Raw genomic sequence first — 14,227 nt, 5'->3', positions numbered from 1 at the left:
GGTTCCCATGGACTACATACATGGCGGAGATATTTACACATACAGAGGAATGACCGATTTTTCCGCAAATATCAACCCCTTTGGGCCCAGTACCGCGGTGAAGGAGGCGGCATGCCGGGCGATGGACTCGGTCGGGGCTTATCCGGACAGCAGGTGCCGTGCCCTCAGGGAAGCGCTGGCAAAGCAGCTGGGCGTGTCCGGGGAGAGGCTGGTATTCGGGAATGGGGCTGCGGACCTGATCTTCTCACTCGTTTCCGCCGAAAGGCCGAAACAGGCCGTGCTGACAGCGCCTTCTTTTGCGGAATATGCGCAGGCGCTTGCAGCGTCGGGCTGCGGGATCAGATATTATTATCTCAGGGAGGAAGAGAGTTTCCGGCTTGGAGAGGAATATCTTGATATGCTGACAGAGGATGTGGATCTGATTTTTCTCTGCGCACCGGATAATCCTACAGGCAATATGATAGAGCCGGATCTGATGGAGAAGATTGCAGAAAAATGTGAAAGGCTGGGAATCCGGATGGTACTGGATGAATGCTTTTACGAATTTCTGGAAAATCAGGAACTGGTTTTCGCTCCAGAAAAAGTACGGAAGTACCGCAAGCTCTTTCTGCTCCGCGCATTTACAAAGATGCATGCCATGCCGGGGCTGCGTCTGGGATACGGAATCTGTTCGGATGAGGAACTGCTGGAAAAACTGGAACGGGTGAGACAGCCATGGAGCGTGTCGGCTCCGGCACAGGCGGCGGGAATTGCGGCCCTGAAAGAGGAAGAACGGGTAAAAACTACCAGGGCTTTTGTGAGTGAGGAACGGAAAATGATGGAAAAAGAATTTGAAAGAATAGGAGTCAGGTATTTTCCGTCCTCAGCAAATTATATGCTTCTGAAAAGCAGTTATGACTTATTTACACTGCTGAAAGAAAAAATGATATTGATCAGAGACTGCAGCAATTACGAAGGACTGAAAAAGGGATATTACAGGGTGGCCGTGAAAGGCAGGGAGGAGAACCGCCTGCTGATCCGCGCACTGGAAGAGATCTGCGGGCGGAAAGAAATACAGAGTGCAGAAAGGATGGGAGAACAGTGGCAAAGGTAATTATGATCCAGGGAACAATGTCTAATGCAGGAAAAAGCATACTGGTGGGAGGGCTTTGCAGAGTCTTTCGGCAGGACGGGTACAAAACAGCCCCTTTTAAATCACAGAATATGGCGCTGAACTCCTATATCACAAAGGAAGGCCTGGAGATGGGCAGAGCACAGGTCATGCAGGCGGAAGCTGCGGGGATAGAGCCCTGCGTGGAGATGAACCCGATTCTTCTGAAACCGACCAATGACACGGGCTCCCAGGTGATTGTAAACGGCGAGGTAACCGGTGTGATGTCTGCGGCAGAGTACTACCGTCATAAAAAAGAGTATATTCCGGCTATTTTGGAGGCATATCACAAGCTGGAGAAACAATATGATATCATTGTGATCGAAGGCGCGGGAAGCCCGGCGGAGATCAACCTGAAGGACGATGATATCGTAAACATGGGGATGGCAAAGCTGGTGGATGCTCCGGTGCTGCTTGTAGGGGATATTGACAGGGGCGGTGTGTTTGCACAGATCGTGGGAACACTGGAGCTTCTGGATCAGGAGGAGCGGGACCGGATCAAAGGCACCGTGATCAATAAGTTCCGGGGGGACAAGGAAATCCTGCGCCCCGGCCTGGATATGCTGGAGGAAAGAACAAAGGTGCCGGTGCAGGGGGTGATTCCCTATTTTTACCTGGATATTGACGATGAGGACAGTCTGACGGAACGGTTTGATAAAAAGGGAACCGTGGGGATACTGGATATCGCGGTGATCCGTACTCCCCGTATCTCGAATTTTACGGATTTCCTGGCGCTGGAATGCATAGAGGGCGTTTCGGTGAGGTACGTAACCTCTGCGGGAGAATTCGGCAGCCCGGATGCCGTGATCGTGCCGGGCAGCAAGAATACCATCGAAGATCTGCTGTGGATGCGCCAGAACGGGCTGGAGGCTAAAGTGATCCGCCATGGAGCGTCGGGCAAACTGGTCTTCGGCATCTGCGGCGGCTACCAGATGCTCGGGGAAGAAATCGTGGATCCGCAGGGCATGGAACATCAGGGATCTGTAAAAGGGATGGGGCTGCTTCCCGTGAAAACAGTATTTGAGCCGCAGAAGACAAGAACCAGGGTCAGCGGGCAGTTCCGGAATCTGAGCGGTGTTCTGGAGGAGCTAAACGGAGTGGAAATCGAGGGATATGAAATTCACATGGGAACTACACATTTTATAGGAGATGAGAAGCCGGTTCTTACGCTGGAAGATGACGTACAGGGAAAAGCGGTTAAGCTGGACGGTGCGGCTTCCGGGAGCGTGTGCGGCTGTTATGTGCACGGGGTTTTTGACCGGCCGGAGGCGGCCGGAGCGGTTGCGGCTGTGCTGCTGAAACAGAAGGGACTGGACGCCGGGGCAGTCAAAGCCGTGGATCTGGCGGTTTACAAGGAAGAACAGTATGATAAGCTGGCAGATATTATCCGGGAAAATATGGATATGAAGGCAATTTATGAGATCTTGGAGAAAGGAAACCATACATCATGAGCTCTGTCATTCGGATAGGAAGCCGGGAGAGCCGGCTGGCCGTCATTCAGGCGGAAATAGTGAAAGAACTGATACAGAAGAACCATCCTGAGATACAGGTCGAACTGGTTACGATGAAGACGACGGGTGATAAAATCCTGGACAAAAGCCTGGAACTGATTGGCGGCAAGGGATTATTTGTGAAGGAACTGGATAAAGCACTCTTAGAGGGAAGTATTGACATTTCCGTGCACAGCCTGAAGGATATGCCCATGGAGATACCAGAGGAGCTGCCCATTGCCGCATACAGCAGACGGGAAGATCCAAGAGATGCGCTGATCTGCAGGCCGGGATGCGGCGGGGTTCCCGAAAACGGCGTTATTGGGACTTCCAGCAGACGGCGCAGCCTGCAGCTTGGGAAACTGTATCCGGGATGTACGTTCCGCGGGATCAGGGGAAATGTCCAGACCCGCCTGCGCAAGCTGGAGGAAGAGGGCTATGACGGAACGATCCTGGCAGCGGCAGGGCTGAGCCGTCTGAACATGGAGCATGTCATCGGACGGATCTTCAGCACAGAAGAGATGGTTCCTGCAGCCGGCCAGGGGATACTGGCCGTCCAGGGCAGAAAAGGGGAAGACCATTCCTTCCTGGATTGTGTGGAGAGCGCAAAGAGCAGGTCCGAGGCTCTTGCGGAACGTGAATTTGTAGCAGCTCTGGACGGCGGTTGCACTTCACCGGTCGCGGCGCACGCGGAGGCAAATGGCAGCGAACTGAAACTGACCGGTCTGTATTACCGCGAAGAGGATGATACTTACTGGACAGAGACAAGAATCGGCAATACGGCGGATGCCAGGCAGCTTGGCGCAGCTTTGGCGGAAGACATGAGACGGAGGGATTGAGATGGAAAAGAGCGGAAAAGTCTGGCTGGCAGGCGCCGGCCCGGGGGATGCGGGACTTCTGACCGTAAAGACGAAACAGCTGCTGGAAGAGACGGATGTTATCGTATATGATGCGCTGATCAGCGCAGAGATTCTGAGCCAGATTCCGGATGAAAAGGAACTGATCCATGTGGGAAAGCGGTCCGGACACCACCTGGTTCCCCAGGAGGGGATCAATGAGATTCTGCTGGAGGAGGCCCGGAAAGGAAAAAAAGTGCTGCGGCTGAAAGGCGGAGACCCGTTTATATTCGGGCGGGGCGGTGAGGAACTGGAGCTGCTGAAAGAAAACGGGATTCCTTTTGAAGTAGTCCCCGGCGTAACTTCTGCGGCAGCAGTACCTGCCTATGCGGGAATCCCGATTACCCACAGAGATTATACCTCCTCCTTCCATGTGATTACAGGACATCCGAGAAAGGACGGAACCAGCAGAATTGACTATCCTTCCCTCGTGGGGCTTGGGGGGACACTCGTATTCCTGATGGGGATTGCTTCCATGGAGACCATCTTAAAAGGGCTTATGGACGCGGGGATGAACGAAAATATGCCTGCGGCTGTACTGGAAAAGGGAACACTCGCTGCCCAGCGGCGGGTAGTCTCCACTGTGTCAGGGCTGCCGAAAGCAGCAAAAGAAGCCGGCATCGGTACCCCGGCCATTATTCTGGTGGGGGAGGTCTGCGCTCTGGCAGATACGTTCCACTGGGCGGAAGACCGGGTGCTGGGGGGCAGACAAATCCTCATCACAAGGCCCCGGCAGAACAGCTCCAGGCTGGCGGCAAGGCTGCGCGGACTGGGAGCCCAGGTGATAGAACTGCCCGCGATTGTGACGGAGGCGCTTTCCCCCAATCCGGTTCTGAAGGAGGCGCTGGAAAGATTCGGAACCCGTGCCAAAGAAGAATGGCTTGTGTTTACAAGCCCCATCGGGGTAGAGGTCTTTTTCGAACAGCTGGTTGAGATGAAAACAGATCTGCGCCGTCTGTTTGGCAGGCCGGCAGTGATTAAGCTTGCTGCGATTGGAAGCGCCACCGAAAAGGCGCTTCAGGAATATGGCCTGTTCCCGGATCTGGTACCGGAGGTCTACTGTGCCGCCAGTCTGGGGAAGGCGCTGGCAGAAGCGGCAGAACCGGGAAGCTGTGTAACCATAGTCCGGGCTAAGATTGGTTCCGAGGAACTGCTTCCGCCGTTAAGGGAGGCAGGGCTTAAGGCAGAAGATATCGCGCTTTATGAGACGGTTTATAAGACGCACAGCCATATCCGGGAGAAAATCACCGGCCTCTTTGAAGAGGGGGGGATTGATGCAGTTACATTCACAAGTGCGTCCACGGTCCGCGGTTTTGTAAATGCCATGGAGCTTAAGGACTACAGCAGTATACTGGCAGTCTGTATCGGAGAACAGACCGCAGCCGAGGCAGCAAAATATCACATGCAGATCCGGGTTTCCGAGAAGGCGTCCATAGACAGCCTGACCGATCTGCTGATAGAAGAATTGGCTTTAAAAGAGTTGTAAACCCGGAAGCACAGTACGAAAGGAGGAAGTTCTAATGCTGAAATATACAGGCAAACGGATATTTATCGGTATCCTTTCTCTTTTCGTGCTGGTAACAGCCGCGTTTTTTCTGACCCGCCTGATGCCGGGAAGCCCGTTTCAAAGCGGAAATGTGTCCGGTGATGTTCTGAAATCCATGGAGGAGGAGTACGGTCTGGACAAGCCCATGACGGAACAGTACAGGCTGTATCTGGGCAATCTTCTTCAGGGAGACCTTGGCGTTTCCTATAAGAAGCCGGGAGTGACTGTGGCGGAGGTGATCCGCCGTGCCTGGCCTATGACAGCGGCCCTTGGAGGGCTGGCAATCCTGGCGGCCGTGGTGTTGGGAACACTGCTTGGCATCTGGCAGGCATCTTCGGACAGGAAGGCCGTGAAAGGAGGCATATTCCTGGGAGGCATGCTTGGAACCGGGATTCCCAATTTTGTCATAGCCCTGCTTCTGATGTTTTTCTTCGGGGTGAAGCTGAAACTCCTTCCCATTGCAGGCCTGACCGGCCCGGAGAATTATATACTGCCCGTGATCTCGCTGGCAGTATATCCGACGGCGGTGATTGCCCGGATGATGCAGAATACATTCCGGGAGGAAATGCAGAAGGACTATGTCTTGCTGGCCAGGGCGAAAGGTCTGAAGCCGGGCAGGACGGCGCTTACCCATATCTTGAAAAACGCCTGGATTCCGGTGCTGAATTATATCGGTCCTGCGGCGGCATTTCTGCTGACCGGAAGCTTTGTAGTTGAAAGTATATTTACTATACCGGGACTGGGCCGGGAATTCGTGAATTCCATAGGAAACCGGGACTACACGCTGATCATGGGGCTGACCGTATTTATGGGAATCGTGGTGATCGGTATCAATCTGCTTACGGATCTGCTGTGTGCATGGCTGGATCCACGTGTAAGGAGGGCCTGCCGATGAAAAAGAAGATTTACCAGAGACAGTCCTTAAGTGTCTGTCAGCCGGACAGTTCTCCTGCAGGTTTCAAAAAGAAGTTAAATCCCTATGTGCTGACAGGCGGGATTCTGCTGGCTGCGCTTATTCTGCTGGCTCTTCTGGTACCGGCGTTGTCACCCTATTCCTATGAAACACAGAATGTGGAGATTCAAAACGCCGGTTCTTCCCTGCAGCATCTCTTTGGGACAGACAAATTTGGCAGGGATCTCTTCGTCAGAGTGTGGTACGGCACCAGAATCAGCCTGCTTGTGGGGGCTGGCAGCGCCCTGTTCTGCGGTGTAATCGGTATCTTCTACGGAAGTATCGCCGGATATGCAGGTCAGAAAACGGATATGCTCATGATGAGGCTTGCAGATATCATTGATGCGATCCCCTCCCTTTTGTATGTTATACTCATTATGCTTGTTCTGGGAGCAAATGTGGGCAGTATCCTGCTCGGTATCTGCATATCCGGCTGGATAGACCTGGCCCGGATTGTCCGGGGCGAGGTTATGCGGCTGAAAGAAAGGGAATTCTGTGTTGCTGCCAGGATGGCGGGAGCGGGCACTGTAAGAGTTCTGAGGAAGCATTTGCTGCCGAATGCAGCAGGGCCGGTAATCGTGAATATCACCTTTCAGATACCGAAGGCAATATTTACGGAGGCGTTCCTCAGCTTTGTGGGCGTGGGCATAGCCGCACCGGTGGCAAGCCTGGGCACATTGATACAGGATGCCAGGAGCCAGATGCAGGTCTATCCGTCCCAGATGTTTTATCCGATTGCGGTACTGTGTATTTTGATATTATCTGTAAATTTGATCGGGGCAGGTCTTGAGAGAGCGTCCCGCCTGGAAGAGGAAGGTTAACTGTAAATGAATGTATTGAGTGTACAGGATTTAAGTGTACAATTTCATGACAGACATGCAAATGGCGAGGCCGTGAGCAGTCTCAGCTTTGAGATCGGTCCGGGAGAGATCGTGGGGATTGTCGGAGAGTCGGGCTCGGGGAAGAGTACGGCTATGCAGGCGGTTCTGGGGCTGCTTCCCGAGCGCGCAGAGGTGATGTGCCAAAAAATGCTTTTGAATGGGGAAGAGATCGCGCCTCCTCCTTACCGGGAAGGCAGGCCCCGGAAACAGGAACAAAAAACCTATGAGAAAAAGATGCAGCAGATCCGCGGCAGCCAGATCGCTATGGTGTTCCAGGATCCGCTGTCCTATCTGAATCCCACGGTAAAAATCGGAAGGCAGATCACAGAGGCGGTGCGCGCGCATAATAAAAGCTGTACCCGTGCGCAGGCGAAGCAAAGAGCCGCACAACTGCTTGACATGGCAGGGCTGCGGCGGCCGAAAGAGTGCCTGGACAAGTATCCTTTCGAGATGTCCGGAGGGATGCGCCAGCGGGCGGCTATCGCCATAGCACTGGCCTGCGATCCAAAGCTTCTGATAGCCGATGAGCCTACCACGGCGCTGGATGTGACGGTCCAGGGCCAGATCCTCAAGTTGCTGGCCCGAATCGCCGAGGAGACGGAGACCGCGGTTCTGCTTGTGAGCCATGATCTTGGCGTAATCGCATCGGTGTGCCGCCGTGTTCTGGTTATGCAGAATGGAAAAATGGTAGAGGAGGGTACCGTAGAGGAAATCTTTTATGATCCCCGGGAAGAATATACACGTCTGCTCATTGAGCGGGCTAACAGCCTAAGCGCTCTGACAAAGAAAAAAATATCCTCCGAGCCGCTGCTCACACTGAAGCATGTGACAAAATCCTATTCCGGAGGGGGAGGACAGGCAAAAGGGAATCAGCCAGAGGCCGTACGAGACGTCTCTTTTGAGATTGATAAGGGGGAGACCTACGGCCTGGTCGGAGAGAGCGGGTGCGGAAAAACAACGGTCGCTAAAATGATAACCGGTGTACATGCCCCTTCGGAGGGCACGATAATTTACCGGGGGAAAGAGCTGGAGGGGATGCGCCGCCAGATCCAGATGGTGTTTCAAGATCCTTATGCGTCCCTGAATCCAAGGATGACAGTCCGGGAGACACTGGAAGAACCGCTGCTTTTGAACACGGCGGATCCGCCGGATGAGAGAAAGAAGAAAGTTGCGGATATCATGGAATTGGCAGGGCTGGATCCGGATGACGCCGGAAAATATCCCCGGGCTTTCTCTGGTGGACAGCGTCAGCGAATCGGGATCGCCAGGGCATTGATGCTAAGGCCTGAGCTGATCGTCTGCGATGAGCCGGTTTCTGCGCTGGATGTTTCGATTCAGGAGCAGATACTGGAACTGCTGGAAAAGATTCAGAGAGAAACCCAGGTTTCCTATCTGTTTATATCCCATGATTTAAACGTGGTAAAAAGAATCAGCCAGAGGATAGGGGTTATGTACGCCGGAAGTATTGTGGAATCCGGGGCGACACAATCCATCTACGAAGATCCCTGGCATCCTTACACGAAAGCGCTTCTTTCGGCGATCCTGACCCCGGATCCGCGGACAGCAAGGAAGCGCCGGGGGATGGCAGCAGCAGGAGAACAAGGACAGAAGGCAGAGAGCGCCAGAGGCTGTCCGTTTGCACCCCGCTGCGGATATGCGATGGAGTGCTGTCATACAGGCAGGCCAAAAACCTACTGTTTTGGTGACAGGAAGGTAGCTTGTTTCCTGTATTCGGAGGAATATACGGGAAGAAGAAGCTGTGATTACAAGATGACTTCACAAATATAAGGAGAACAGCATGAAAAAAATATTGAGTGTTATTGTGTCCGTGTCTTTACTGGCCACATTTGTACTGAGTGGATGCGGCAGCAAGGAGGAACCTGAGAAAGCAAAAGAAAGTAAGGAAATCGTGGTGGCTACGAACAGCGAGACCGGGGGACTGGATCCGGCGGGGATGATTGCCCTGACCTATCTGGCATATTCCGTGTCCGCACTGGACGAGCTGCTGACCTACAATGCCCAGGGCGAGATTGAATACCGGGCGGCAGAATCCTACGAGGTGAACGACGATTCCACGGTGTGGACCTTCCACCTGCGAAAAGATGCGAACTGGTCGGACGGAACCCCGGTTACATCTGCAGATTTTCTGAACACGATGGTCAGATCTCTGGATCCGAAAAGCGGCAATGGATATGCCAATTACCTGTTCCCTATAAAAAATGCAGAAGCCATCTACAACGGGGAAGCGGACGTGGACAGCCTGGGAGTGGAAACGCCGGATGACAATACCCTGATCTTTACACTGGAGAAGCCCTGCGTATACTTTTTGGATTTGCTGCGGCTTCCGGTATACACGCCGTCCTGCACGAAATATGCGGATTCTGTAGACAGCGGGTGGGACAAGAATCCTGCAACCAGCGTATCCAACGGCCCGTTTTATCTCACAGAATATGTGCCGGAGCAGTATTTTGTCCTGGAAAAGAACCCAAAATACTGGAATGCAGAACAGGTGAAGCTGGATAAAATTACCTACCGTTTCTTCGATGACACGCAGTCAATGGCAAATGCATACGAGACCGGCGAGGTAGACGTTGCCCCGTCTCTCCAGTCCTCTGTTATGGAACTGTATGAAGGAAAGGATGATCTGGTGATTACCGATACGATTGCCACCAGGTATATCTACCCGAACCTGAATGTAAAGCCGCTGGATGATGTGCGGGTGAGAAAGGCAATCAATCTCGCCATTAACCGGGAGGAGCTCTGCCAGATCGTGGGCGAAGACACAGAGCCTACCGTTAATTTTATCGCAAAGTACATGAAGGATAAAACCACCGGTGAATATTTTGTGGACGGTGCAGAACCTCCCTTTGAAGAAAATGTGGAAGAGGCCAGGAAACTGCTGGCGGAGGCCGGGTACCCGGACGGAGAGGGATTTCCAACGCTGACTTATAACTATCCGTCCCTGGAAATGGATTCCGATACGGCCCAGGTTTTCAAAGAGCAGCTGAAAAAGAACCTGAATATAGATATTGAACTCAATGCCCAGGAACTGCAGGTAAACTATACAGAACGCCGTGCGGGCAATTTTGACCTGTGCAGAATGAACTGGACAGCAGATTTTGCGGATCCTTATACGTATCTGTCCATGCTGCTTTCTAACGGAACCTATAACTGCAGCGGCATTCAGGATGAAAAATATGACAGTCTGGTTGCACAGTCCGACACGGAGACAGATCCTCAGAAGCGGGCGGCTCTGATGCATGAGGCAGAGCAGCTGGCAGTAGGGGAAGAGTTCTATATCATCCCGTTGTTTTCCATGAAGAGCTGTAATCTGATCCGCCCGGAGATCACCGGGGTGACACAGATTCCAGCTACGGGAGCACTGGAATACCGGTATGCAGATATTGAGAAATAAGAAGCAAGAAAATATAAACAGTTCATACAGCAGAAAAGTGAAACAACGTAACAGTTCAGGCCTGCCTGAACTGTTACGAGTCAGCGCAGGAAAGGGGCAGGGGGATGTTTTATGTAGTAACAGGAGGCAGCGGAAGCGGAAAGTCGGCCTTTGCAGAAGATTTGATCTGCCGGAATTATCATGCGCCCGGGGCAGATCACCCCGCAGGCAGCCTGATCTATATTGCGACGATGGTTCCTTACGGGGAGGAAACCAGAAGCAAAATCCGGCGCCACCGCGACATGCGCATGGACAAAGGATTTTCCACAATCGAGTGCTATACGGGTTTGGATGCGCTGACCGAACAAGGCGGGCAGCTGCACGAAGATGCTTCCGATTCTTTGAAAAGTCAGGCAAAGCCCTGTGTCCTGCTCGAATGCATGTCTAATCTGGTGGCGAACGAGATGTATGAACCGGGCGGCGCCGGTAAGGATGCGGTGGAAAGCGTGCTTGCGGGAATCGAAAAGTTGAGAAAGCGCTGCCGCCATCTGGTCGTAGTGACAAATGAAATTTGTTCGGAATCAACCGAGGATACCAGCGAGATGGAACTGTATAAGAAAATGCTTGCGGAGATTAACCGGGGAATGGCAGCGACAGCAGATGGAGTGGTGGAAGTCGTGTATGGGATGCCAGTCTTTGTAAAAGGACAGAATCCGGCCCGCAGGGAACAGGAGGAAAATGTCATGCAGAAAGAAAACAGAAAGCAAAAGAATACGCCTTCCGTATCCCTAAAAATGGTGATTGGCGGAGCTTTTCAGGGAAAACGTAAATTTGCAGAGCAGACCTATGGAAACATACAATGGGCTGACGGTGCAGACTGCCCTGAGGAGGCGCTGTACACTTGCGGCGGTATTTTCCATTTTGAAGAGTATATAAAAAGAAGAATGAAAAAAGGGGACAATCTGGACGGTCTGGTACATTCCATCGCAGAGCGCAGCCAGGAGCTGGTAGTTGTGTCACGGGAGATTGGATACGGTCTGGTCCCCGTCGATGCATTTGAAAGAGAATACAGAGAAAAAACGGGACGCATCTGCACGGAACTGGCTGCACTGGCATCCAGAGTAGACCGGGTCATATGCGGAATCGGAGTTCCGCTGAAAGGAGATAAACAGGCATGAATCATATAAATCTGGAAAAGGTACTGCCCGGAGAAATTGAGGCAAGAAGTTTTGAAATTATAACGGAAGAGCTGGGAGATACACCGCTGATTCCGGGAACGGAACAAATTGTAAAGCGCTGTATCCATACAAGTGCAGATTTTGATTACGCAAAGAATCTGGTGTTTTCGGACGGATCCGTTGATTGTGCGCTGGAAGCCTTGAAAAACGGGGCATCCATCGTTACAGATACCCAGATGGGAAAAGCCGGAATCAATAAAAAGAGACTGGAAAAGTATGGAGGGAAAGTCTACTGCTTTATGGCAGATGAAGATGTTGCAAGGTCTGCAAAGGAGAATGGCACCACCCGCGCAACGGCAAGCATGGAAAAAGCCGCAGCTCTCGATGAAAAGCTGATTTTTGCCATAGGCAATGCACCCACTGCGCTGGTACATCTATATGAGATGATTCAGGAAAAGAGGCTGGATCCGGAGCTGATCATTGCAGTACCGGTCGGTTTCGTGAACGTTGTACAGTCCAAAGAGCTGATACTTGCGCTGGAGGAAACTCCGTCCATTGTAGCCAGGGGCAGAAAAGGCGGAAGCAACATCGCAGCATGCATATGCAATGCACTGCTGTATATGCTGGATTAACAGTTAGAAGAAAAAGGTGTATTCAATCATTGAAATAAGTGCGCACCGCAGCGTGCTGGTGGGGGTGAAAATGGAAAAAGCATATTTCCCATTATTTGTGGATCTGTCTGAAAAAAAGATCATCATTGTGGGCGGGGGAAAGATTGCGGCCAGGAGGGCTGCAGTGCTCACCCGTTTTGCGTCGGACATAACCGTCATAGCGCCAGAATTTTCGGAGGCTATGGAAAACCTTGCGGCAGAGCAGAAGATCCGCTGCGAACGCCGCATGTACAAAGCCGGCGATATCAGCAGCGCAGATCTGATTCTGGCCGCTACCAATGACAGTGCGCTGAATCGCCGTATTGCCGGGGAATGCAGAGAACTTGAGCGTTCCTGCGGCAGAAGAATACTGCTCAGCGTAGCAGACGACAGGAGTCTCTGCGATTTTTATTTCCCGTCGGTGATCCAGAAGGATGAAATTGTAATCGGGATCAATTCCGGCGGAAGCGATCCGGGAAAGGTGAAGAAGTTCCGGGAGGAGCTGGAGAAAAAAATGGAGTTATAGAAAGAAGGATAAGTAATGAGAACCATAGAATTCACGATAGAAAACATAGAGGCATTTCGTATAGGCCAGGCCCTCGAGGTAACGGAGGGTAAGCTGCCAACCTCTTATTTTTATACAATCGAACACGCACTCGGCATGAGCGGAAACTTCAAAAATGCAGAACGATTGAAGACAAGAACAGGGACTGTCGTGGAGATAAAAGAGACTCCGAGGTTTCATGTGGCTGTATTAGAGTTTGACGAGTAGAGTATGGGGCGGGTTACTGTTCAGACCGTGCCGTGCACCTCGCTGCACGGCATCGGAGCCGATGAAGTGACGGTCTCGGGGTATCTGGTCTTTGCTCCGCTTCGGTCCGTGCTAAACATGCGCCACTGGCGCATAGCAGCCCTCGCCGTAGGCGACTTTAGATGGGCAGATGCAGTTACTGTGCACGCCCGTAGGGTGTGCACAGTAACTGGGGCGGCGAAATATTTATTAAACTGGAAAAATTACTTGCATTTGAAAATCAAACGATGTATAATATTTTTTGTGATGCAGATATAGTTCATTGGTAGAATGCCAGCTTCCCAAGCTGGAGAGGCGGGTTCGATTCCCGTTATCTGCTTTTTTATTTACCGACAAACTTTAATACAATTTTACGGTAGCAAATACGGCGCATACCCATCCAAGAGGGTGTGCGTCGTATTTTATATGTATATTTTTAAACAAAATTTATGACTAACGTATTACATTAGCTTGTAATATGCACACAATAATGCTATAATAAAGATAGATAGAATACGGAAAGGAGATGATATCATGGCACAATCAACCATAACTGCACGAGTAGACGAAAAAGATAAAGCCAGATTTGACGCCTTTTGCTCCAATGTCGGCCTAAATACCTCAACAGCCATCAATCTATTTGTGAAAGCAGTTTTACGCGAAAACCGAATTCCATTTGAAATCACACAGGCCACCGATCCATTTTTTTCAGAATCAAATATGACCTATGTAAAAAAATCCGTCAAGGAACTCCGAGAAGGAAAAGGAACGGCGCACGAACTGATCGAGGTAGAGGATGAGTGAAAAAATCTGGTCAGACGATGCCTGGAAAGACTATATCTATTGGCAGACCCAGGACAAAAAAACAATAAAGCGTATCAATCAGCTCATAAAAGACATTGAGCGCAACGGCTGCATGGAGGGCATTGGAAAGCCCGAACCCTTAACCGGGGACCTACAAGGCGAATACAGCCGCCGCATCAACGATAAAGACCGGCTGGTCTATCATATGGAAAATGGCCGCATCTATATTGCGCATTGCAGAGGACATTACGGAGACAAATAGCCAATACCATCCGTCTCCCCCGTCTCGAGATCCCACCTGGTTGGCGAGTTTTCCTGCCGGTCGGATGCACCAGCTCCATGAAGGGAGAGCCGAAAACCTTCCGGAGAACATCCATGTCCTTTCAAAAACGCTCAAAGCGAACCTTAGAAATTCTTGGTGGGAAACAGCCCTGAAAATGGAGAGATTTTTGGATTCCGAATCCAAAAATCAGCTGACCCAGCGCGAGAAATCATC

14 protein-coding genes and 1 tRNA gene are annotated in these 14,227 nt (G+C 51.6%); all 15 read left to right on the top strand.

Annotation, left to right across the window (positions count from 1 at the left end; genetic code table 11):
- The first annotated feature begins 7 nt into the window (after positions 1 to 7).
- The 15 genes from ARB69_RS22195 (at position 8) to ARB69_RS22125 (ending at position 13,993) form a co-directional block, all read left to right on the top strand.
- Positions 8 to 1,093 (top strand): pyridoxal phosphate-dependent aminotransferase, encoded by a 1,086-nt coding sequence (locus tag ARB69_RS22195; protein WP_055155019.1) that lies wholly within the window; start codon positions 8 to 10, stop codon positions 1,091 to 1,093.
- The gene (locus ARB69_RS22190; protein ID WP_050639832.1) at positions 1,081 to 2,601 is read left to right on the top strand and encodes a cobyric acid synthase; all 1,521 of its coding nucleotides are present in this window, start codon (positions 1,081 to 1,083) and stop codon (positions 2,599 to 2,601) included. Before ARB69_RS22195 ends, ARB69_RS22190 begins: the two co-directional genes overlap by 13 nt.
- A complete protein-coding gene (gene hemC / locus ARB69_RS22185) occupies positions 2,598 to 3,479 on the top strand; it encodes a hydroxymethylbilane synthase (RefSeq protein WP_050639833.1) in 882 nt (293 codons plus the stop codon). Before ARB69_RS22190 ends, hemC begins: the two co-directional genes overlap by 4 nt.
- A 1-nt stretch (position 3,480) precedes the next feature.
- A complete protein-coding gene (cobA, locus tag ARB69_RS22180) occupies positions 3,481 to 5,022 on the top strand; it encodes a uroporphyrinogen-III C-methyltransferase (RefSeq protein WP_055155018.1) in 1,542 nt (513 codons plus the stop codon).
- Positions 5,023 to 5,056: 34 nt separating this feature from the next.
- Positions 5,057 to 5,977, top strand: a complete 921-nt coding sequence (locus tag ARB69_RS22175) for an ABC transporter permease (protein WP_055155017.1) — start codon at positions 5,057 to 5,059, stop codon at positions 5,975 to 5,977.
- On the top strand, positions 5,974 to 6,855 hold the full coding sequence (locus ARB69_RS22170; protein WP_242857649.1) for an ABC transporter permease: 882 nt from the start codon (positions 5,974 to 5,976) through the stop codon (positions 6,853 to 6,855). The genes ARB69_RS22175 and ARB69_RS22170 overlap by 4 nt, the downstream gene beginning before the upstream one ends.
- A 6-nt stretch (positions 6,856 to 6,861) precedes the next feature.
- The gene (locus ARB69_RS22165; protein ID WP_055155015.1) at positions 6,862 to 8,703 is read left to right on the top strand and encodes an ABC transporter ATP-binding protein; all 1,842 of its coding nucleotides are present in this window, start codon (positions 6,862 to 6,864) and stop codon (positions 8,701 to 8,703) included.
- Positions 8,704 to 8,713: 10 nt separating this feature from the next.
- Positions 8,714 to 10,330, top strand: coding sequence for a peptide ABC transporter substrate-binding protein (locus ARB69_RS22160; protein WP_050639838.1), 1,617 nt, complete (start codon positions 8,714 to 8,716; stop codon positions 10,328 to 10,330).
- Between the two features lie 104 nt (positions 10,331 to 10,434).
- Entirely contained in the window at positions 10,435 to 11,487 is a 1,053-nt protein-coding gene (locus ARB69_RS25660; RefSeq protein ID WP_070102518.1) for a bifunctional adenosylcobinamide kinase/adenosylcobinamide-phosphate guanylyltransferase, read from the top strand.
- Positions 11,484 to 12,119 (top strand): precorrin-8X methylmutase, encoded by a 636-nt coding sequence (locus ARB69_RS22150; RefSeq protein ID WP_050639839.1) that lies wholly within the window; start codon positions 11,484 to 11,486, stop codon positions 12,117 to 12,119. Before ARB69_RS25660 ends, ARB69_RS22150 begins: the two co-directional genes overlap by 4 nt.
- Positions 12,120 to 12,189: 70 nt before the next feature.
- Complete coding sequence (locus ARB69_RS22145; protein ID WP_055155026.1) at positions 12,190 to 12,663, top strand: precorrin-2 dehydrogenase/sirohydrochlorin ferrochelatase family protein; 474 nt, start codon at positions 12,190 to 12,192, stop codon at positions 12,661 to 12,663.
- Between the two features lie 15 nt (positions 12,664 to 12,678).
- The gene (locus ARB69_RS22140; protein WP_055155014.1) at positions 12,679 to 12,909 is read left to right on the top strand and encodes a hypothetical protein; all 231 of its coding nucleotides are present in this window, start codon (positions 12,679 to 12,681) and stop codon (positions 12,907 to 12,909) included.
- 287 nt (positions 12,910 to 13,196) lie between these two features.
- Positions 13,197 to 13,267 (top strand) — tRNA-Gly (locus ARB69_RS22135).
- Between the two features lie 194 nt (positions 13,268 to 13,461).
- Positions 13,462 to 13,731: a type II toxin-antitoxin system RelB/DinJ family antitoxin gene (locus ARB69_RS22130; protein ID WP_050639840.1), complete on the top strand. Its 270-nt coding sequence runs from the start codon at positions 13,462 to 13,464 to the stop codon at positions 13,729 to 13,731.
- Complete coding sequence (locus ARB69_RS22125; protein WP_050639841.1) at positions 13,724 to 13,993, top strand: Txe/YoeB family addiction module toxin; 270 nt, start codon at positions 13,724 to 13,726, stop codon at positions 13,991 to 13,993. The genes ARB69_RS22130 and ARB69_RS22125 overlap by 8 nt, the downstream gene beginning before the upstream one ends.
- Positions 13,994 to 14,227 lie beyond the last annotated feature (234 nt).

The organism is Faecalicatena contorta, from assembly GCF_001404335.1.
GTDB classification, from domain to species: Bacteria; Bacillota; Clostridia; order Lachnospirales; family Lachnospiraceae; genus Faecalicatena; species Faecalicatena contortus_B.
Note: the sequence above shows the minus strand (reverse complement) of the source record. Positions and strands in the feature narration are given on the sequence as shown.

Coding starts and splice junctions, on each gene's coding strand:
- ARB69_RS22195 (WP_055155019.1), top strand. CDS start 8: ATGGACTACATACATGGCGGAGATATTTACACATACAGAGGAATGACC.
- hemC (WP_050639833.1), top strand. CDS start 2,598: ATGAGCTCTGTCATTCGGATAGGAAGCCGGGAGAGCCGGCTGGCCGTC.
- cobA (WP_055155018.1), top strand. CDS start 3,481: ATGGAAAAGAGCGGAAAAGTCTGGCTGGCAGGCGCCGGCCCGGGGGAT.
- ARB69_RS22175 (WP_055155017.1), top strand. CDS start 5,057: ATGCTGAAATATACAGGCAAACGGATATTTATCGGTATCCTTTCTCTT.
- ARB69_RS22170 (WP_242857649.1), top strand. CDS start 5,974: ATGAAAAAGAAGATTTACCAGAGACAGTCCTTAAGTGTCTGTCAGCCG.
- ARB69_RS22165 (WP_055155015.1), top strand. CDS start 6,862: ATGAATGTATTGAGTGTACAGGATTTAAGTGTACAATTTCATGACAGA.
- ARB69_RS22160 (WP_050639838.1), top strand. CDS start 8,714: ATGAAAAAAATATTGAGTGTTATTGTGTCCGTGTCTTTACTGGCCACA.
- ARB69_RS25660 (WP_070102518.1), top strand. CDS start 10,435: ATGTTTTATGTAGTAACAGGAGGCAGCGGAAGCGGAAAGTCGGCCTTT.
- ARB69_RS22150 (WP_050639839.1), top strand. CDS start 11,484: ATGAATCATATAAATCTGGAAAAGGTACTGCCCGGAGAAATTGAGGCA.
- ARB69_RS22145 (WP_055155026.1), top strand. CDS start 12,190: ATGGAAAAAGCATATTTCCCATTATTTGTGGATCTGTCTGAAAAAAAG.
- ARB69_RS22140 (WP_055155014.1), top strand. CDS start 12,679: ATGAGAACCATAGAATTCACGATAGAAAACATAGAGGCATTTCGTATA.
- ARB69_RS22130 (WP_050639840.1), top strand. CDS start 13,462: ATGGCACAATCAACCATAACTGCACGAGTAGACGAAAAAGATAAAGCC.
- ARB69_RS22125 (WP_050639841.1), top strand. CDS start 13,724: ATGAGTGAAAAAATCTGGTCAGACGATGCCTGGAAAGACTATATCTAT.